Raw genomic sequence first — 20062 nt, forward strand, 5'->3', positions numbered from 1 at the left:
GGAAAAATGGAGTCAGCCCATGCACAATTGGGCGCTTATCGCGTCTCAGCTCCATATTTATTTTGAAGACCGTATGAACCTGAAACTTAGATAATCAATGAGGTGACACAGTTAGATGAACACTCTCGCGTGTTGACTGATTAGGCTTTGGGCGAACTTGTTTATTTAAGTCAAAACCATTTTCAGTTAACAAATCAAGCAAACTTTCATGACTATTCTCAGGAAGTGCATTTTTGAAAACAGCTTGTGCTTCTTTCATAAACTCCTCAGCTTCTTTATCCTCATTAGGGGCTAATTGCCATTCTTCGTCTTTAAATCCAATTCGCAGATGGTAATATTTATTCCTTTCTTGATTAAAATAGGAAATAGTCAACAGCCCATCAACAGAGCTTTCCCTTAAGAGCCACTTTTCTTTACTGGGTTTTTGCCTTGCTCCCGCAGCGTCCAGCATCAGGTCTGCTTGTTTTGCATCAATGTGTTTTGAAAAGATAATGGAAGAATTTTCGTTTTTTGATTCCATGACAGTCTCCTACTTGTTTATACTAAACAAAAATTTATTTATAATACAAAAAATAAAAACAAGTCTCACATCCTTAGATTGTCTTATAAAAGGATTCCCAAACTACCTTGATTGTATATCAAGGATATTTTGTTTTCTCCCTATTCGTTACTAATGGCAGCTCTTCACTAAGCATTTCTTCAACTTTCGATGCATCTATCCCTACAATAGACTCTTGTTTAAGTGCATTATACACTCCTTCCATTAATAAGTTACACAATTCGGGTTCTTCTTTATTCAAGTGAGTTAGCTCTCTTTTTAGAGGTATAGAAGAATTACCCGCGGCATATTGTAATACAACTTCCACAGCCTTTTGTATGCAATTATTACTTACCAACCAAACTAAAATATTTTTAACCCCCTCAAGATCTTGTACCTCTATTTTTTCAGGTACAGAACCATCGTTTAAGATTTTTGCCATCAAATTATCTACTGGAAAGCCCTTTCCTAAGCGCTTAAAGTCTTTTGGAGCGATACATACTAGCACATTCGTAAGATCTACCGTTTGTAACGTTAATTGCTCTTTTTCAGAGTCAAAACTGGAAACTTCTGTCCCTCCTATCTCAATTTTTGCTTCGGTCAAGTCACACGCGAAGCCAATACCCACGTAAAGATATCTAGTTGACCAAAAGGCTGCATTCGCTTGTGCAAATTTGACGAGAGTCTTTAGGTCTGGACACCAACCGATTCCTGGTGCATTTAGACTACGCTCCTGATAATCCTCTAGCTCACTTTTGGTAATATCTAAAATAACCTTTGCGGGATGAATCGCTTGAAATCCCTTTTTGTTGAATATTTCTTGGGGCGCTCTAGCATCAAGACGAAACAGAATACGAAAGCGTTGTAATTCCCATAGTTTTTGTCCAACGGTAGGATTCACAAATTGACTCAATTTTTTCCCTATCTTGGAGAAAAGTGAGTTTTCACCTCTTTTTGTTATTGAGGAATTATTACTTTGTTTAGATGAAACTGAAACTTTTTTAGAGCTTGGGGCACGCCCCTTAAAAAAACCTTTAAAGTAACTCATGATATTGTCTATTAACGCGCAAAATGATTGAATTAAATACATTATAGCGCAGCGCGTCACAATTGGTCAAATATTGGGCTTCCTTGTGTGATTTGATTTAAAGGTGATATGCTTTTTTACCCTGTAGAAGTCTTTTAAGGGGCAATTACCGTTTCTTTTGGGACTTCAAAATTAATTCATCTTAAGCTTTATTTCTTTTTGCATAGAGGAGAATTGCAGCAACTGATCTTTTGAAACATAAAGAATGTATGATTTTTGAGTAGAATAGTTACTCTCCAGAAGGATACTAAATGAAGTATTTTGTTCAATCTTCTTTTTGGGATTAACGGGTGTTATTTTTTCTACAAAATGATATGATTTATCTAATTCCTTCTCATTTAGTCCAAATATTTTCCCTAATTCAATAATATCCAGATTGGCTAGATATCTGATTGCCAATTCAACGTCTTTTTCAGTGAGTTGTAATTTTTCTTGCGACATATTGGCTAATTTTTCCTTGTACACTGAGCTGGGGTGCTCAAGTTGAGCATCAAATAATGATGTTTTAAATCGCGGATCCGTTTGATAAATCACATCCCCTATAAATATCTGCTGTCCATTAGAGTGAATAAACTCACTCTCAAGTTCTATTTCACCTTTGAGAGGTTTAGTAGAGTTTTTCCAGTCGGGGAGATCAAAAATGTAGACATTGCGTACACCCAATAACTCTGAAACACCTAGCGTATTTTCAAAGGTTCTAACATGTACATTTCCCATTAAACAACACCATTTTTTACCTTTAGATAGAGAGTGACTTTCACGCTCCATGATTTGAGCAGCAGTATAATTCATATACCTGACCCTAGTATTGTCTAGATGCTGATCATCAATGCCGATTTTTTGGCTGTAATAGACTGTACTTATATCAATTCCAACAACCCGAATACCCGCTTCACGAGCAGCTCTTAATACTGATGTATAATCATTTTGCTGCCACAATGGAGATGTAATTCCTGAAGCTGGACCAAAAGAATGTCTCATTCCACTCCGATTCATCTCATAAAGACGAGACATTAAGTAGGTGGATATCTCACCAGTCTCGAAGAATTTATCTAGATCGCTTTGGTCAGTATCGTAAAACAAGTGTTCCATGAATAAGATTTCATACCCGTACTCCTTCATTTTTTTCATGTTTTCAATTAGTACTCGTTTGGGGCTGATATGCGAATGGGACTCACCAATGATAAATGACCCTTCAAATAAATCTTGTACTCTTTCTACTGTCTTATCAATCATAACAGGTGAAATACTTGAGAAATAACTTTTAATTCTATCTTCAAATTTTTCAGTGTCTAAACAGCAATCCCTTATTGTTCTTCCATTAACTTCATGAATAACCGATAATACAGGAACAATATTCTCACAAAATTTTTTTCGTAGCTCATCAGAGATGGTTTCTTTATTATTCATACAATAAATAATAGTTGTTTACTTATTTATAATAATAGACATAGTATTTTTTTACGCCAAATCCTGACAAAGAAAGCTTGTACACAAGCAACTTTTGCAGAAGTTTTCCCGAGTCAAATCCTCAAACAAGACGGATGGAAAATATTTGAAATACCTCTTTTCGAAAAAGTTCAATGAACTGTCAAACTAACTTCACCCTGAGCAGGGGCAGCCGCAATATTCAAGTTGTATAAGTGTTAGTTCTCAATCTGAAAAAATGAGTTTACCTACGGCCGATTAAAGTTTCACTGGGGCTTCTTTGTAACATTGATAACTTTGGAATACTACAGAACTGCACTGAGCAATCGAATAGCATGTCTCTTGTGATAGCCACTCGACTCAAATCATTCTTCCAGAGTCATGCCTTTTTCACGCTTGTTATGATGCTCGGTAGCGTTTAGACAAATTTTTAAGTAAAGCTCCATCGATAACTTCCTCATGACAATGGTTCCGTTTATTTTTATTCTTCAGTGAGGTTGGTTATGAGGCAATTTGCTTATATAGATACTTATTGTAATTATAGTGCAATTAATGTACAATATAAATCCAGTTAGTGTTTTTGTTAAATTAATAGGTGAAATATGTGGAAATTTTTGAAGTCGATTAGCAATCCAGAAAACGGTAAAACGGGAGAAAGTAAAAAGAGCAAACAAATAATTTCAGTAAGTCAATCTAATAACGGTGGCTTAACGTCAAACATTAGCCCAGACATTTTTCAAAAAGAACTATTGCCGTTTCTTGATTTAAAGTCACTTTTGAACTTGCGACTCAGCTCTACAGAATTGTTTAGCCTAGTCACTCACTTCCTAGGGAATAATCCTAAGGCAAAAGATTTAGGTGTTTTGGCTCTTTCTAAGGGAAGCAATTTTTTTACTGTTGGTGATAATGTAGTGTATCAAAAGCCCGCTACATCTCTTTTTTTTGATGGAGCCGCTGTCTTTTACGGCAAAGAAGTAAAAGTATCTGACGATGATATTAAGAAGTCATTCAACTCAAACACTAAGTTTTTTAGCAAAAAAGGGGATGCTCAACGCTATATCCAAAAAGAAACCAAAACCAATGATTATGAACTGGTTATGGAAAAACCTCATCTTGGATATGTTACCTTAAAAGAAGTAACTCTTGCCAAAATGAAAAAAGACCATGATGGATTTACTGAACCAATGTCTATCCAAGATGCCCAAGAGCAAATTGTAACAATTAATCCAAAATAAAAGTCTGATGCCGCCTTTGCCGAGGCGGCATCACTGTCAAAGAATATGACTTTCCAAAAAAATATTCTATTCATTAACACTGTCGCTGAATGAATCTGAGTCCTTATCTTGGAAAGTAAAATATTTAAATAATTAACATTAGACTGAAATAGCGTAATTAAATGGACACACCCAATTAATGTCATAAACTGCGTTTGACAATAACGTTGTTTTGCTCTTCATCGTTTTTTTCGATTTTCTCAGTTGTTTTGACGCTTTCAACTTTTTCGCTTATTTCAGACTTTGTTTGGCTAGTGCTTTTTTCCATTTTTGCTGACAAGCTGTGTGCTCTTTGTCTCTGAGGAGTACTTTGTGGTGCTTTTTCAGAGAGCGAATCGAAAATATGCGAGTAGGAAGATTTATAAAACTTGTTTTCAAAAGCTATGCTCGTAAGTTTCTCTTTTTCATGTCGATCATTTAAATAATAGATAAAAAATGTTTTAAAACTCTCATCGTCTTTAAATTGCATCCAACCTGAATTAGCATCGAAATAGTCGATTAGGAAGCCTTGGGGCGTCGGTTTTGTTCGTTTATGAATAGCAACAACATGTCCCGCACCTTTGCTGTTATAATAACTAACAAAGGTGGCTGTATTAGTATATTTGCCTACTTCAAGCATTATACGATCGGTGAATTTTTCGAATTGCTTTTCTGGGTTGAGTTCTACATTATCCTCATAACTCTGATCGACATGTTCTTTTTGAGACCGATGAGTTTCATAGATTTTAGGATCAAAACGAACAAGATCATTAAAACTCGGTATTGCCTGTAGAATTCTATCCGTTGCTTTGGTTGGCTGAATAAATACCTCTTGATTACCTCGAAAGCCCATAAAACTATCTTTCTTTATAACATCCTCTGCCCAACGACAGGCTAAGCCATAACACATTCCTTTTTCTAAACCCATTCCGGGAAGCATTGCTTGACTACAATGTAGAACAACCCGACCGCCTAGTTCACAGCATTTTTCTTGATGTCGATAGGCCTGTAACCTTGTTCCATGCTTAATGATCCCTTCCCGTAATTCTTCTGTTTTCGCGGTTACTGTAGTGCATCCAATCGATAAGTACTTTAACGCACGAGCCAAGTCCTCTTGTCCATCAATTATCGCTAACAAGCGTTGTTTTTCAACTTCTCCATGTAATTGAAGCAGGGATACGTCCTGTGGCAAACTTGGAATAACCACTGGACTTGATGTATAAGCAACTTTTAATTTCATCAACAAAAACAAGTTGGCTAATTGTTCAGGGTCTCCACTGTCCAAGTAGTGGTGTTCCAATGCGTCTTCAATATATGCCAGGGTAAATGGATCATCTTTTTCTAAAAGTTTTCCAGTTTTATCAAGCGAGCTATTACTTTCTGGGTGTTGTAAATATTTCAAAAACTCTTTCTTTAGATCTTGATAATTCTTTGCAAAATCTCCCTTAGTACAATTCTCAATGAATTTTATATCGTTCTCGATTTTTTGAATCATTTCACGGCGACGATTGTCTTTATCTGGCATCTTCTCTAAATTTATTTCTTTCAACGAAACAGATAGTTGTTCGAGTTGCACTTTCATGGTTTTTACTGCTAACTCAAATGTACGTGGTTGATGAGCTTTGTATTGAGCGCGCAGTAACTTTTCGGAGTATTTATCAACAATCTCTTTCTGCTTCGGACTTAGTTTTACCAAGTTGGCTTCTTTAACGGCTGAAAATGCACTTAGGATTAGAGGCATTTTAATACTAATACAAACAAATTATACATACAGTATACATTATGTTCAGAAAATATCAAGCCATGACCTACCTAACGAATTGCCTCATAAGCAATGTTACCGAAACAAAAAATAAACCGGACAATTGTTGTGGGGAAGTTATCGATGGGGCTTTACTTAAAAATTTGTCTAAACGTTACCGAGCAGCATACAAGGGTGAAAAAGGCATTATGCTGGAAGAATGATTTGAATCGAGTGACTATCACAAGAAGCTGAAACCTAAAGTAAAGACAGGGTGCACCAACGCATATGCAGAACCTCTCTATTAACAAACAAATGAACTGAACAGCCGAGGGCGTCGATGATCCTGAGGATATAAACGAACGGACCTCATTGCCGACCTCTTCACCTCCTTGGGATACTTCCAAAGAAAGGGTGTTTTTTGTACACAAATGACTATTTATGTGCTATATAAATAAACAATAACTTAATAACTTAATTTAAGGTTGAAGATCATGGGTACAGGAAAAACAGAGTTCATACTATCTACAGCACCATCGGATAATGAGGTATCTTCCATTGAGCTAGCAAAATTAATTATTGGATGCCATGAAAGAAAAGCACTATTCACAGAGCCACCAGAGTCAGAGTTGGCTAGTTTAATCAGTAAAAAAGACGAAAAGGGTCTGGCTTATTGGCTACATTTTAACTCATCTATCAAATATCAATTACGCAAAGCAATTCAATCATGCAACACCAACAACGATTTCTCTAAGGAATTGGTCAAAAACGTCCATCTTATTTTAACAAAACACTTAAGGGAGCTGCAGGACAAGAAAAAATTGACGACCTATGAGTCGGGTGATTTTTCAAGCGATGAGTATATGTTCTTATGCAAGGTTTATGATTCAGTGCGATATAAACGAGATAGACAACCTTTTGAAGCCCAAGAAATAACACCCATATTGAAAGCCAAAAACCGTCGCTTGCGAGAAATAGGACGCTCTGGGCAACTGATATCCATTCGATGTACTGATTATGCCTCACAGGCCACGGCAAGAAAACTTGCAAAAGCCATCACGGGTTTGGCTTTGGGGGATAGGAAACAGTATTTGTACAGTCACTTGAATGGCGCTCACACGATTGGCTTTGATGTAGAAAGAGACAGCTCAGGTGTCTATAGAGTTTTTTGTTTTGAATCTGCAGCCGACCCCAAACACATGGAGGCTCTGGAGTTGTTGTATAAAGAACTAACTAAAAAAGGGTTGAAATTCGAAATCAAATCTTGTCAGTCTCGACTGCAAAAGGACGAATTCAACTGCTCGGTATACACTCTGGCGGTTCTTAGCGAACTCAGTAAATACGACCATGCTTTTGATTATTTGCCAGCGCAGTACGAAGAAGAGATGTCCTTTAAGTCAACCAAAGAAATCGAAATAGAAGAAGGTTACACAAAAAAGAGAAAAGTCAAACTGGATAATATGGATAAAATCAGTTGGGTGATGTTATGTGATATGCCTACCAAAGTTATCGCGATGGGGCAATCTTATGAGGCCATGAAAGTGGCCCTTAAAAAATCCAAAGATTTTGACCTTGACCCGGATGTATTTATTCAATTACATAAAAAGAAATACCATTTCGACCAGTCCAAGGAGCAATCAACTAAATACATCAATCAAAGACGCAAAAACATAGTGGATAAACTGGATGCCTCAATAAAACCAATGCTGGAAAAGTCCTACGAAAAACTTTTAAAGGGATTACCTTTACTGAGATTAATCGATGAGGGTACGGTTCCTGACTTTGAAAAAGAAATAACTGATAATGAGGCCATGAGCGTCGATGAAAAAATGGATTACATTGAAAAATTATTTTTTGTCATCACTAAAAAGTATAAAATTGGAGGAGCTTTTGACTCTTTTGAAGCAATTTCAAGCGTGCCTGCTCATTATTTAAAATCTTTACTCTTATTAAGGAACGAATATCTACTACTTGTAGCATCAAAACCAAGAACTGAATACGAGGAATTTTTTAAAAAGAGTCTTTATGGCACCCCCTTATACTACAAACTCGAAACGCATTGTGAAAAAATTCCCTCCGTAAAGGGTTTAAAATCATTATCCAGCGTCTTTAAAGAATTCTTTCCTAAGGATTTTGTGGCAGGATATTATCAACAACATGACTCATGCGAAGATTTAAAAATAAAAAACCCGCTTGCTGTATTGTTTAAAGAAAATAATCGCCTTAAATCTGCTGAAATCATGGAAAAATTAACTGCCCTCGAAAAAGAATATGGAGGCACTGTTGATTTAAACCTATTTATTCACTCGCAAATACTTGATTTTCTAGGAAAAGGTCTTAACAAGTGCATTCATCATGAGCCCTCCACTAGTTTAATGAAAGTCAAATCAGGACTGGATGAGGCGACCATGCTTAGGTTGATTGAATCAACAGAAAAGTGGAGAATAGCACGAGCTTACGTTATTACTGAAGACAATAAACTGTATTTTTATCATGAAGACACTAATCCAAAGCTCAAAGAAATTCCTATCAATGAAACAAATTTTAAAAAAATAATAGAAACGGTTATGTGGCAAATTAAGAAAGAAGGTGATAACCCCGAGTTAGAGCTTTTTTTAGATAATGAGCAAATGAAGCGAGTCTGTTACAATTTGCATTCAGAGACCTTAAATAGCCTGTGCACCCTAGCTGGATATGCTCCCTATTCGCCAGAAGAATTAAATAACAAAATGAATTTACTCGTTTTAAGAGAAATTTATATCCAATATCTGTCTAAAATATTGTCAAAAGACAAGATGTTGGCTGCAAGAGAATGGGGCTCATTTAAAAGGACACTGTTGGATATTTTAGATGTGGTGCAAAAAGATTGCCCTCTTTCTCCCTCAGCGCGTGAAGCAATTGTAAAGCTTGATGCAGCAGAAAAAGAACACTTAGAGCATCAACGTCAGAGTAATACATTCTTTCAAAAATTTTCAAGTTCTGCAAACAGTGTTACAAAAAGCGTTTTAGAGAAAAGCCTTTCATTTTTTAAATCCGCTAATATCCAGGACATCGTAAGTAGCTACTTCTCCAAAGAACCTGAAGAGCAATGTGGAGAAAAAGGTTATAGACAAGAAAATCACGAAGCCCTCGGTTTCAAACTTTCGATATTTCATGCGTTTTCTGGAGAAGGCGACCGTTGGATACGTTATGAACGCACCAAGCCGCCAGTTAAGAAAATAGACGAATTTGATTGGAAATTCAATTTATCCATTCATAAGGACGACGTCTCAAAAGCTTTTCCTATCATTGCAGAGGTGGCTAATCAAATGAGTTTGGGGACATTTAAAATCATGACTCAAGCACAAGCAAATCGTGTGCAAAATAATGACGTAAAAACCATGATAGGGCGAGAGCTTGTCATTTATGGTAACGCAAACCCGGAGTTCGATGCTGAAAAATGGATAGACGTTTTTGTTAAAATTGAGGAGCGTTTCAAAAAAGCAGGGATTAGAACATCTACTGATATTTCCCCCACTTCCAATAGAAAACTCGGCAAGTACGTAAGCTATACTCACGGCGCATGGACAAATGAAAGAATGGACGTCCCATTTGCTGAAGGCATTAAGGAAACCGCATAGAGGATGAGGACCCTTTCACTGACTATGAATACGATGAAGCTACAGAAGCCCCACACAAAAAGCTTGCATCAAAAAAAACATGTTAACGAAGGACTTTCAAGGCCACATAAAATGCATAATTAACGGTATATATTTTTAACATAAGAGTACGACGGAAAATAATCATGTTTTTCTCAAAGGATCATGAAATTAAGAGCAGCGATACGGTGAAATTTATAAAAGCATTTCCCGTACAAGAGTTTTGGCGTTTTTTTGTTGAACGCTCTCGTTATGATTACCGAGAATCATTGTACCGCTTTGTGTATAAACAACTGATGGGGATTAGTGAGGATGAGTTAATAAAAACGTCTTTAGAAACGATATTGGAACATGAGTTATTTAAAGAGCTTACTCTAGAAGATTATGAGGATACTCTGTGGGAAATTAGCCGCGGCAGCTCATCAGTATTTGATTTTCTTAATCTAGACTCAGAAGGACAAGAAGAGAAAAAATTAAAAGATTTTTTAGACATGCATAGGGGGTGGGTGGGTTTTGAGTCTAAAGAACCTGGTTATTTGTTAGGAATGACTAAAGGGTTATGTTTTCTACTTGATGGCATCAGGCAAAACAGTCAATTTAATGTGGAATTTATTAAAAAATTGCATGGCACGTGCCTTAAAAATGTGAAAAAAACAAGGAACTGCACTAAACCAGGGTGCTTTCGAGAGAGTGAAAATGTTGCGGCTTGGGATTTGATCCCTGAACGATGTGACTCCTTTGAAGGACTATTAGAAAACATTGTTTATTTGAAATCTATTCAAGGAAAATACCTGACTGATAAGAACCGAATGTTCGAGGAGGACCCTTTGTTTATAGAACTATCGTCCCCAAAAGAAAACAGCAGTGAAATCGAAATATGGGTTCAGAAGGAGAAAGGAAAACGTTCTTATACGACCTATTCCTCATTTAAAAACCACGATCCTGGGGAGCTGGCAAAGAAGATTTGGATGGCTGCAAAAGAAGGCATGCATATTCAATACGTCACTTCAGAAAATGGAGGAGGTCTATTAGATAGAGTACATGAAGATTGCATTCAACAACTTGAAAATTCCCTAAAAAAAGCCATAGGCAAACAGGAAAAACTAGTTTCAATTTTCACTTTTTTAAAACACGTGGTTTTATTTCATCCATTTGATGATGGGGTTGGACGGACCTATTCCATGCTCTTGATGCAATATTTGCTTATGCGTGAAAATTTAATGCCTGTGATATTTGAAGATTCTAATATGATTCCAGGACTTTCTGTTGAGCAACTTGTCAACGAGTATATTCGAGCTGAAAAAGAGATGGAGTTGGTTTTGAAAGACCCAAGTTATATTGCTGGTTCAAAATTTTCAAGTCCTAATGTTGATACCAATTCTCTTTTGAAAAGCCAGGGCACTGAGCATCAGGTGATGTTTCAAGACTGCCTAAATCTTTTAAAAAAAACCGTTCAAGAATTGGAGTTATCTTCCACCAGTAAATTGTTACCCGATAAGAACTGCGAAGCTCTCACATCAAAACGTGTTTAATCTTTTAAGAGATCAAATTAAATAAGGCTATGTAAATATTAGAAATAGAAAATTCTTGAAAGTCACATTTTAACACCGATTGTATCAGCCAACTCTTAAGTGGTCGTATTAAATTCTTTGGATACTCATCATTGGTAATTCGTGGTCAAATTGCACTAAATGACCTAAAAAAACCATCATTAACGATTAAATTGTCTTAATATTAGCTTAATTTATATTTGATATAGTTATATTAATTCTGTGTATTAATGGTTCAAAATGGGGTAAACAATGCCAAAACCTAATTTAACACTAAGTATCGATAAGGTAAAACAATATATATTTGATGCTAATGCTTTTACACACTTTAGCTTTTATCCCCAAGAATATCTTAACTCGACTTCAGTAGGACTTTTGAAGAAAAACAATTGGCTTAACAATCGTTATGTAGAAAAGCCAGCCATAAACTTAGAAAAATTAGTTCATGAGGGAATGTCAAAAAAGCAAGCAGAACTCTGTTTGTATTTGATTGAAAATCGAAAACTATTTTGCTGTGCAACTGCTTTTGGAGATGATCGGGTCTGGAAAGAGCGTGTGACAAGTAAATGGAGGTCGAACGATTTTATTGACAGATATTATGGATTAGCTCGGTTTGTATTTGAAGGCCCCATGCATCAGAAAGACAAGCTTAAAAAGCTAGTTGATGACTTGCGTGAGATGCAAGTCAGCCATATACCAGAACAATCCAGAGGCTACGATTTTAAGAAATCTATGGATGATTTAAGTACGTTGGTTTCTGAAGTTCCTGGTATTGATCAAATTAAAGAACATTTTAATAAAAATCAAAAATTGCTCGAAATCATAAATCGGTTAGAAATAGGTGCAAATAGCTACAATCCTCGTTGGGTGAACAGTAGCAAAAAATTAAGTAGAATTATTGATGCTCTTGTAAAAGCTATAGATAATGACTTGGATGTAGATAAATTACTAAAAGATAAAAACAGTGAATTATCCCAAGCCATAGATATGAAGCGCACAATGTGCTTTTTTGATAACTCAAAAGAGAAGCCTACCCATTCAAGAACAATAGTTAATAACTCAATGCCAAAACCATAGTTTATATTGCAATAGATAAGTACTGACAATGTTTTTGATGAATTGGGTACTGGTCATGGGCCTGAGGGGTTACTGATGTTATAACCGATTTATTAGGGGTTTATCATAACCCAATTTTTTCAATCTTTGGTTTAATTTCGCTCTTTATAGCTCTAAATCCCAATTTTTGTCACAGAGAGGATATCGCCTGATACGGCAACCACTTTTTTCATTAGATAGCCATATTCATTAAAATGAAGACCATGGTCTATATAGCCGCTGTTTTTGGCTACTCTGAAGGTTTGCCTATCATCTGGGCAAAAATCACATAAGAATTTTCTACCGGCTTTGTACCGATGATACGATATAAACCTATAAACTTTATTGTCATGATTGTGAGCGCTAGGGTAATCAACAATTTCCTGGAATAAATAAACATCAACGAGTTAAAGAGCGTTTAAAGAAAGAAGTGCTCCATTACCATACCGAAAGTTGTGTTAACTAGTTGGATCCGCCCAAATAATTTTAAATTGTGCAAGGACAAAGCTGCTGTGCGCTAAAAATTAAATTTTGAGTACCCCAATCAGTTGACCAGCTTGCTGCACTTATTGTGGCAGGAGTATTTATTTGTAAAACATTACCCAAAAATATATTATTCGGCTGGTTTGCGATAAGAGCATTAGTAGGTTGCGCAAAGATACTCTGACTGTTGTTCACGTTAAATCTTGTATATAGGTCGTTTATTTGATTGTTGGTTGGTACTGTAGCTGCAACAGCTACACAGTTATTTTTGGGGGGAAGCATACAGCTTGTCCTAGAGTTTGCTGCCAAATCATAACATCGCCAATTTACACCATCTAGGTTAATCGCCGTCAATCCATTGCATGAGGGGACACTTTCTCCTATTTGAGATACTGCAGGAGCTGAAGCTGATCCTGGTGTGAGCACATAACCAAAACTATTTGGGATTAAGGTCCCTTGAGAATTTTGAGCAAGATATCCAGGGGTCATTATTTTGAACCCCATGTATTTATAATAAAAATTTGTTACTACTGGTGTAAGAATAACCTCGTTATGTGTTGATTTATGTATTTCACAGGTGATGGGATCGTTAACATTTGTACACACAACAATATCAACAACGAGAGGGATACCTGAATAAGTGACCGCAATAACACTTCCTGGGCTATTTGAAAAAGTGGTTGTGCTGCTTAATAATAAGCCCGTAATTAAACAGGCATGTAAAAATTTGATGGCTTTCATCTTCATCCTATTTAAAAAATTATATTGTTAGAGTGCATAACAGCGCATTAGCATAACTTTGTCCGGTTGAGAAATGATTCATTATCTGAGTATTAATATTGCGTAAATTAGTTTGACCTAAGTAAAAAAATCGATACCCGCACTCGAGTGGAGCAGGCCCAAAGAAATGGTTTACTCTATAACCTATCCCCGCCATAGCAGTAAAGTTTGTAGTTGTTTGCCCTGCGACAATACTATCAGGAATTATACTTCCAAGAAGTGGCTGCTCATTAAATTTGCTGGTACGAATGATATTAGGTCCAATACCAATGTCTAATGTTAGATTGTGGTTATTATTGTTCCGATTTTTAACAAGAGTCTTAATTGCAAAATAGATAGGCCAATTTGTTATAAAATAATTGTATGAAAGGTTAGTGAATAATTGCTCCTGGGTAACCGTACCTATAATTTTAGATCGTGCCAAATAAAAAGCATTGAGGCCATATGTGAAACTAACATACTCCAACTCTTTTGTATTGAAATAATAGCCAAGTCCAACAAGAGCGTTGCTGTTATTTTGACGAGAAATAGAAAAATAATCCCCACGTGTTCCATTGATCTCAATAACCTGGTTAGTTCCTTGATGACCTATAAACCCACCTAATTGCAATGATAAGTAATAATTTTTCGATTTAGATTTATCTTTTAAGGAAGAAAAATGAGGAATATTTTTTGTTGACTCTGTTGTCTTTTCTGATAAGTTGAGGTTAGGATGATTTATTAGATTGCTAGCTATACTCGCTTCTGATAGTCCTATCAATATCAAAAAAAGATAAAAACAAAATTTTATTTTTAACTTCATTCAAATTCCATATTATTTTATATAAACAAATGTTAATTGCATTTCAATCAGAATACAATTAATAATCGATGATGACTTTGTTTCTTAATCCCACGCAGAGTCTTCTTCCACAAAACTTAGGCAGATCGACGGCTTTGAGGCATTTTCAGTGATGTCATTTTATTGAGCACTCCACTAGCCAACATAGTCTCTTGCTGTTGACGGGAAAAATCACGCGCATGTTGTATCACCAAAAGTTCGTTGGTAACGATGCTCTCCTAATTCAGAGTAATTTCGTCGACCATACTCCCCTGTTTTCTTGTACCGCGGAACCTTGATACCTAACTCACCAAGTCGCTTGCTTAAGACCCTGAAATCAGGACACGCTAATGGGATATTAATGAGCTAAGAAACAAAGCCTTTCATCAACCTTACTCACTCACCTAGAAAAATGAATTTATAATGAACCATTTGTTACAATATAAGTCAAATACGAAAAAAACAGATATTAATGGATTTTATTTGTACAGTTTTACAAATGCAGTCTATAATTATTATGGGTTAAACATAAGTAGGTTTTACTTAATAGAGGTACAGATAATGAAAACTTTATTATCAGTTGTTTGTTTTTTAATGATTAGTTTGTCTTCAATCGCTCTTGTAGGTTGTGGTGGTCCAGTTCCCACAGGTAGTACTGCAAGTCAGAGCATGAAATAGGGTATTTAAACTTTAGAAGCTCAAAGCAATAGTGAGCTTCTAAATCTCATTCAATTTAACGGAACGAGAAATTGATAAAACTCCAGACCAAACAGACTTTTTGGTTAGCTAGTGTAACTACTGCAATACTTATTACCGTCCTGTTTTATTATAATAAACGTACAGAAGTCGATGAAAACAATTATATTCTTTCTACTTTAAAGCAAGGTCTACTGATTAAAAAAATTACCGCGACTGGTACTATAAATCCCAAAAAAGTGATTTCTGTCGGAACTCAGGTCTCAGGAATCGTCGAAGATGTATTTGTTGATGAAAATAGTGTCGTTAAAAAAAATATGGTGCTTGCGGTGTTGGATAAAAAAATCTTTAGTAATGATGTTCAAAAACGTAGAGCCGTGCTCGACAAAATGAAAGCCCGCCTGGAATTGACTAAAATTCGCCTGGAACGAATGCAAAAACTTATCAAAAACAAATTTATATCTGCTGAGGATCTGGATATAAAAATAGCCGAACAGAAAATTGAAGAATCCGATTACGCCTTAGCCCAGGCTAATTTTGAGCAAGCTCTAATTCAAATCAAGTACGCCGATATTCTATCGCCGATTGATGGCGTAGTGATGGAACGGCTTGTAGAGCCTGGTCAAACTGTTGCGGCATCTTTTACCACCCCTGTTTTATTTAAAATCGCCGAAAACATGACCGATATGCAAATTAGAGTGAAAATATCTGAATTAGACATCCCTTTAACCTCAATAAATCAAAAAGCTACATTTACGGTCAGTTCATTCCCCGGGAAGACTTTTCAAGCCTATATAGAAAAAATCATGCTGAATCCAAATATTGAACAAGGCGTTGTTACTTATGATGTGTTAATGAAAGTGAACAATAAAGATAATCTGCTGAGACCAGGGATGTCGGCTGACATCTCGATTGAATTAGCACGAATAGACAACGCACAATACGTTTCCAGTGATGCATTGCGCTTTACCCCACCTGAATTTAAAAAAAGAGATCTCCACAAAAAATACATTTACCTTTTAGAAAAGGGACAAATTGTTCCTGTCGAAATAGAAACAGGGATTGAAAATGACGAGTATACGCAAATATTGGGTGGAAATATCAATAAAAACCAAAAAATAATTTTAGGAATTGATGACCATGAGCCTCATTAAAACCACTTCTCTTTGCAAACATTATAGCTATGATAATAACAATTATGAAACGGGGATCAGTGATGTATGTCTGGATATAAAAAAAGGGGAATTTTTGGCCCTCAGGGGACAATCTGGCTCGGGAAAAAGTACTTTATTAAATATATTAGGCTGTATTGATAGCGCTACTTCTGGAAGCTATAATTTTTGTGGTTTTGAAGTCACTGGCATGAACGCCAGCGAATTATCAAAATTCAGGTTAAATCATATCGGTTTAATCTTTCAATCGTTCCATTTGATGTGGGATCGCAGTGTGCTTGACAATGTCGCTTTGCCCCTGTTGTATAAGGGATTAACCTTGAAAGAAGCCCATAAAAAAGCCAGCCTGTTTATTGAGTCCATGCATTTAACTCAGCAGCTTTATAAGCCCGCCAAAAAACTATCAGGTGGCCAACAACAGCGCGTTGCTATTGCCCGAGCCTTAAGTAATTCACCACAGCTTATTCTTGCAGACGAACCCACCGGGAATCTTGATGAGGAAAATACGTTTATTATTCTCGATGTGCTAAAACAAATTAATAAGGTTTATAACGCAACACTATTAATTGCTACGCATGATGATATAGTAAACCAATATGCTGATCGCATTCTCACCATACGCCAGGGGAAAATTAATTAACAGGAGGGATTTTTGATGCTATGGCATGTCCTTCTACTCGAAATTATTATTTCCTTAAATAACTACCGCCTAAGAAGCTTGTTAAACATACTGGGTATTAGTATAGGAATTTGTTCTGTTTTCCTTACCTTGAATATCAGTAATTATATCAATCACACTCTGGAAAAAGAACTGTCGCCAATTAGTCGCATGTTAATCATTACTCCTCAAACGACCAGAGTTAATGGGGTTAATACCACCTCCAGATACACTTCCCTGTTAACTGAGGAAGATGGCGATAAAATCAGCCAGCTCAACGGGGTGAATCATACTGCGCCACTGATTGTCGAGAAAACGCACGCTATATCGAGTTTCAGCAATATTGATACCATAGTGATGGGTTCCTCTCCTGATTATTTTCCGGTCATGAATTTAAATATTATTTATGGGGTGAGCTTTAGCCTGGATGATATTAAAAATCATCGGAAAATAGCCGTCATAGGCAGTACTATAAGGCAAAAACTCTTCCCGCAAGCTGATCCCTTAAGTCAGTTCGTTAAGCTAAATAATGTACCTTATCGTATCATTGGTGTCATTGAAACACAGGGGCAAAGTGTTGATGGCAAAGATAGGGATAATGTAATCGTCATCCCCATTTCGACCGCCCGAGAAAATTTTTTTAATAATTATCAGGCTAATAATGCAGTAGACTACATTATCTTATCGGTAAAAAACCCTGCAGAAATCAACAGTATATCGACTAAAATAGTTGATTTATTAACTAATAATCACCGCATAAAAGATAAAAATAAACTAGATTTTAAAGTGCTGGATAGAGTTAAAGAAGTAAACTCATTGCGTTTTATTTTCGCGACTATAGGCGGGGCGCTGATGCTCATTGGCATTGTATCTTTAGTGATAAGTGGTATTGGCATTTCGACCCTGATGCTGATGTCTGTTTCAGAGCGAAAAAGTGAAATTGGTTTACGCAAAGCAATAGGCGCCACTGATGAAAGTATTTTAATCCAAATTTTACTGGAAACTGCTTTTTTAGCGCTTATTGGAGGGGTATTTGGCAGTATACTGGGCGTTATTGCAGTCTATATTTTCAGTACTTATATTGCTATCAGTTTTATTAATTCTTATTTTTATTTATTACCTTGCTGCTTGGTCTCACTTTTTATTGGTTTAATATCGGGTGTTTTTCCTGCTTATAGAACCACCAAAATACAGCCAGTTACTGCATTAAATGAGCGTCATTAATAACGGTGATAAGAGATGGCTTCTCCAGAAAAAAATCGTTTTGAATTGATTGATATAGTAAGAGGTTTAGCCGTTTTCGGGATGATTATTTTTCATTTTTTTTTCGATCTCACTCTTTTTGGCTATGCCTCATTTCAAATAGGCAAGACCCTGGGCTGGATAGTATTTAATAACGTCATTTCCTCTTCATTTTTATTATTAGTGGGTTATTCCATGGGATTGGCTGATTTATCGCCAAAAAAATTTTTAAAACGAATTTTCAGGGTTGGAGTCTGCGCAGCACTACTCAGTGTTTCTACTTATTTTATTTATCCCAATTATTGGATTTACTTCGGTATACTGCATTGTATAGCCGTCTGTATGGTGATTACCTATCCCTTTGCTCGATACCCCAGGCACAGTTTAACCATGGGGATCTTACTGCTTATTCTTTTTGCTTTCATTTGGCATGATTGGGTGTATTGGTATCATGAGCATATGATCCATACGCTTGATTTTCAGCCCATTTTTCCTAATATTGCCTTTGTTTTTTTTGGCATCTATTTATCCAGCAAAAAACTTCATCTGTATTACCAGGTCAATTTCCCCGGGAAAACTGTTTTCGCCATGATGGGCAGACATGCATTAATCATCTACATGATTCACCAACCCCTCCTCTATTCTCTTTTTTATTTGGTTCAATAACTGGTGACTACAAGCGCTGCATGACACTGACTTCGATGGGGATAGCTTGTTTTTCATACAGAACATCAACTAATCGTGTTCCAGGCAAAAAGCGCTCAATAAGCATCCAACCTTCTTCATGATTTGCAGAAATCAAGCGAGTGGAACCTCTACCGTTAAAATACTTTAATGCATGAATTTCTCTCGAAAATTCATCATGGAGAATGCTGACTTTTAATACCCATTTTTCACCTTTTGAACCTAAAACTGGAAGCATGTAGTTGAAACTTAAATGATCAAACGGATCCAATAAAGTAAGCTCCTGTGTATGAGCAAGATGCCCAAGAAATCGAGACAACCGCTGCCACCATTGTTTTCCCTCATCACCATGCACTAACGATATAGTATTTTTAAGTTCATTCTCACCGTTCGCTTAAATTTATTTAGAGTTCAGACAATATCCATTTTACTCCCCCAAAGCGCTCTGTGCACTTCAAAACAAACCAATCAAAAAAAATTAATTTTGCTATTTTCAATAATCCCATCATAATCCGGGTATTTTTTATTGCCGGAAAAGATTTATCTACAATGACAAACGGACTTATCAGTACAGTTGAGCGGATCGACGATATACCTCTGTTGCTAGCGCAGATGGAAAAAATTCAATTGGCAACATTACTGGACAAACACTTCCCCATGCATGGGCATTGGAAAGGACTTGGTTTAGGTCATATTGTCCAAGTCTGGCTTGCCCATATACTTAGTGAAGGCGATCATCGTCTGAACCATGTTGAAAGCTGGGCTGACAGCTTACTGATAACACTTGAAAAATGTCTTGCAAGGCCAGTGCGATCTTTGGATTTCACTGACGATCGCCTCGCGATAGTGCTGGATTCCTTGGGCCATGATGATGATTTTGAGGCATTTGAGAGCAATCTTAATCAAGGCATCATACGCGTTTATGATTTAAGGGCAAAACGCGTTCGGGTTGATAGCACTAGTGCATCAGGTTATATGACGGTAATGGAGAATGGCCTTTTTCAATTTGGTCACAGTAAAGATCCTCGCCCGGATTTACCCCAGTTAAAAATAAATCAGTCTGCGTTAGATCCTTTAGGTATACCGCTCACGACTACCATTGTCAGTGGTGAAAAGGCCGATGATCCATTGTATATCACCGAGATACGCAAAGTACAAAACAGCTTGATTGAACATGGCGTTCTTTAGTGGGTGACA

General features: G+C 36.5%; 17 protein-coding genes. 10 read left to right on the forward strand and 7 right to left on the reverse strand.

From position 1 onward, the window contains the following. Positions 1-94: 94 nt before the first annotated feature. The 3 genes from ACWTEW_RS19310 to ACWTEW_RS19320 form a co-directional block, all read right to left on the reverse strand. Positions 95-520: a hypothetical protein gene (locus tag ACWTEW_RS19310; protein ID WP_454780196.1), complete on the reverse strand. Its 426-nt coding sequence runs from the start codon at positions 518-520 to the stop codon at positions 95-97. 118 nt (positions 521-638) lie between these two features. Continuing rightward, the gene (locus ACWTEW_RS19315; RefSeq protein WP_454780197.1) at positions 639-1451 is read right to left on the reverse strand and encodes a hypothetical protein; all 813 of its coding nucleotides are present in this window, start codon (positions 1449-1451) and stop codon (positions 639-641) included. Positions 1452-1757: 306 nt separating this feature from the next. Beyond that, on the reverse strand, positions 1758-3035 hold the full coding sequence (locus ACWTEW_RS19320) for a membrane-targeted effector domain-containing toxin (protein WP_028378583.1): 1278 nt from the start codon (positions 3033-3035) through the stop codon (positions 1758-1760). A gap of 620 nt (positions 3036-3655) precedes the next feature. Here ACWTEW_RS19320 and ACWTEW_RS19325 point away from each other — a divergent pair. After that, positions 3656-4288 carry a hypothetical protein gene (locus ACWTEW_RS19325; protein WP_028378582.1) on the forward strand — a complete coding sequence of 211 codons (633 nt, stop codon included), beginning with the start codon at positions 3656-3658 and terminating at the stop codon, positions 4286-4288. Positions 4289-4469: 181 nt separating this feature from the next. Here the strand turns inward: ACWTEW_RS19325 and lem8 are convergent, their stop codons facing one another. Further along, complete coding sequence (gene lem8 / locus ACWTEW_RS19330) at positions 4470-6047, reverse strand: Dot/Icm T4SS effector Lem8 (RefSeq protein WP_028378581.1); 1578 nt, start codon at positions 6045-6047, stop codon at positions 4470-4472. A gap of 41 nt (positions 6048-6088) precedes the next feature. Here lem8 and ACWTEW_RS19335 point away from each other — a divergent pair, with 41 nt between their 5' ends. The 4 genes from ACWTEW_RS19335 to ACWTEW_RS19350 all read left to right on the forward strand — a co-directional run bounded on the left by ACWTEW_RS19335 (position 6089) and on the right by ACWTEW_RS19350 (position 12312). Beyond that, positions 6089-6271 carry a hypothetical protein gene (locus ACWTEW_RS19335; RefSeq protein WP_028378580.1) on the forward strand — a complete coding sequence of 61 codons (183 nt, stop codon included), beginning with the start codon at positions 6089-6091 and terminating at the stop codon, positions 6269-6271. A gap of 270 nt (positions 6272-6541) precedes the next feature. Next, entirely contained in the window at positions 6542-9667 is a 3126-nt protein-coding gene (locus ACWTEW_RS19340) for a hypothetical protein (RefSeq protein WP_454780198.1), read from the forward strand. A gap of 164 nt (positions 9668-9831) precedes the next feature. Next, positions 9832-11217 (forward strand): hypothetical protein, encoded by a 1386-nt coding sequence (locus ACWTEW_RS19345; protein ID WP_028378578.1) that lies wholly within the window; start codon positions 9832-9834, stop codon positions 11215-11217. A 270-nt stretch (positions 11218-11487) separates the two neighbouring features. After that, complete coding sequence (locus tag ACWTEW_RS19350) at positions 11488-12312, forward strand: hypothetical protein (protein ID WP_028378577.1); 825 nt, start codon at positions 11488-11490, stop codon at positions 12310-12312. A 504-nt stretch (positions 12313-12816) separates the two neighbouring features. Here ACWTEW_RS19350 and ACWTEW_RS19355 read toward each other — a convergent pair. Both ACWTEW_RS19355 and ACWTEW_RS19360 read right to left on the reverse strand, forming a co-directional pair. After that, the gene (locus tag ACWTEW_RS19355; RefSeq protein WP_028378576.1) at positions 12817-13554 is read right to left on the reverse strand and encodes a hypothetical protein; all 738 of its coding nucleotides are present in this window, start codon (positions 13552-13554) and stop codon (positions 12817-12819) included. 19 nt (positions 13555-13573) lie between these two features. Further along, entirely contained in the window at positions 13574-14395 is an 822-nt protein-coding gene (locus ACWTEW_RS19360; protein WP_050598488.1) for a hypothetical protein, read from the reverse strand. Between the two features lie 767 nt (positions 14396-15162). On the opposite strand from ACWTEW_RS19360, the gene ACWTEW_RS19365 reads away from it, so the two are divergent. The 4 genes from ACWTEW_RS19365 to ACWTEW_RS19380 are packed head-to-tail and all read left to right on the forward strand — an operon-like array spanning position 15163 to position 18847. Further along, positions 15163-16263 (forward strand): efflux RND transporter periplasmic adaptor subunit, encoded by a 1101-nt coding sequence (locus ACWTEW_RS19365; RefSeq protein WP_028378573.1) that lies wholly within the window; start codon positions 15163-15165, stop codon positions 16261-16263. Beyond that, positions 16250-16921 carry an ABC transporter ATP-binding protein gene (locus ACWTEW_RS19370; protein ID WP_050598487.1) on the forward strand — a complete coding sequence of 224 codons (672 nt, stop codon included), beginning with the start codon at positions 16250-16252 and terminating at the stop codon, positions 16919-16921. The genes ACWTEW_RS19365 and ACWTEW_RS19370 overlap by 14 nt, the downstream gene beginning before the upstream one ends. Positions 16922-16936: 15 nt before the next feature. Then, a complete protein-coding gene (locus ACWTEW_RS19375) occupies positions 16937-18163 on the forward strand; it encodes an ABC transporter permease (protein ID WP_019234660.1) in 1227 nt (408 codons plus the stop codon). A 15-nt stretch (positions 18164-18178) separates the two neighbouring features. Further along, a complete protein-coding gene (locus ACWTEW_RS19380; RefSeq protein WP_028378571.1) occupies positions 18179-18847 on the forward strand; it encodes a heparan-alpha-glucosaminide N-acetyltransferase in 669 nt (222 codons plus the stop codon). 7 nt (positions 18848-18854) lie between these two features. Here ACWTEW_RS19380 and ACWTEW_RS19385 read toward each other — a convergent pair whose 3' ends face one another. Beyond that, positions 18855-19184 (reverse strand): aminoglycoside phosphotransferase family protein, encoded by a 330-nt coding sequence (locus ACWTEW_RS19385; protein ID WP_229309755.1) that lies wholly within the window; start codon positions 19182-19184, stop codon positions 18855-18857. Positions 19185-19414: 230 nt separating this feature from the next. Between ACWTEW_RS19385 and ACWTEW_RS19390 the strand changes: the two genes are divergently transcribed. Continuing rightward, positions 19415-20053: an IS1634 family transposase gene (locus ACWTEW_RS19390; protein WP_197697699.1), complete on the forward strand. Its 639-nt coding sequence runs from the start codon at positions 19415-19417 to the stop codon at positions 20051-20053. Positions 20054-20062: the final 9 nt, after the last annotated feature.

Source organism: Legionella stuttgartensis (assembly GCF_977063405.2).

Bases quoted from the DNA above. Each gene is read 5' to 3' on its own strand.
- ACWTEW_RS19360 (WP_050598488.1), bottom strand. From the start codon at position 14,395: ATGAAGTTAAAAATAAAATTTTGTTTTTATCTTTTTTTGATATTGATA.
- ACWTEW_RS19310 (WP_454780196.1), bottom strand. From the start codon at position 520: ATGGAATCAAAAAACGAAAATTCTTCCATTATCTTTTCAAAACACATT.
- ACWTEW_RS19345 (WP_028378578.1), top strand. From the start codon at position 9,832: ATGTTTTTCTCAAAGGATCATGAAATTAAGAGCAGCGATACGGTGAAA.
- ACWTEW_RS19340 (WP_454780198.1), top strand. From the start codon at position 6,542: ATGGGTACAGGAAAAACAGAGTTCATACTATCTACAGCACCATCGGAT.
- ACWTEW_RS19355 (WP_028378576.1), bottom strand. From the start codon at position 13,554: ATGAAAGCCATCAAATTTTTACATGCCTGTTTAATTACGGGCTTATTA.
- ACWTEW_RS19335 (WP_028378580.1), top strand. From the start codon at position 6,089: ATGTTCAGAAAATATCAAGCCATGACCTACCTAACGAATTGCCTCATA.
- ACWTEW_RS19325 (WP_028378582.1), top strand. From the start codon at position 3,656: ATGTGGAAATTTTTGAAGTCGATTAGCAATCCAGAAAACGGTAAAACG.
- ACWTEW_RS19320 (WP_028378583.1), bottom strand. From the start codon at position 3,035: ATGAATAATAAAGAAACCATCTCTGATGAGCTACGAAAAAAATTTTGT.
- ACWTEW_RS19380 (WP_028378571.1), top strand. From the start codon at position 18,179: ATGGCTTCTCCAGAAAAAAATCGTTTTGAATTGATTGATATAGTAAGA.
- ACWTEW_RS19370 (WP_050598487.1), top strand. From the start codon at position 16,250: ATGAGCCTCATTAAAACCACTTCTCTTTGCAAACATTATAGCTATGAT.
- ACWTEW_RS19375 (WP_019234660.1), top strand. From the start codon at position 16,937: ATGCTATGGCATGTCCTTCTACTCGAAATTATTATTTCCTTAAATAAC.
- lem8 (WP_028378581.1), bottom strand. From the start codon at position 6,047: ATGCCTCTAATCCTAAGTGCATTTTCAGCCGTTAAAGAAGCCAACTTG.
- ACWTEW_RS19350 (WP_028378577.1), top strand. From the start codon at position 11,488: ATGCCAAAACCTAATTTAACACTAAGTATCGATAAGGTAAAACAATAT.
- ACWTEW_RS19390 (WP_197697699.1), top strand. From the start codon at position 19,415: ATGACAAACGGACTTATCAGTACAGTTGAGCGGATCGACGATATACCT.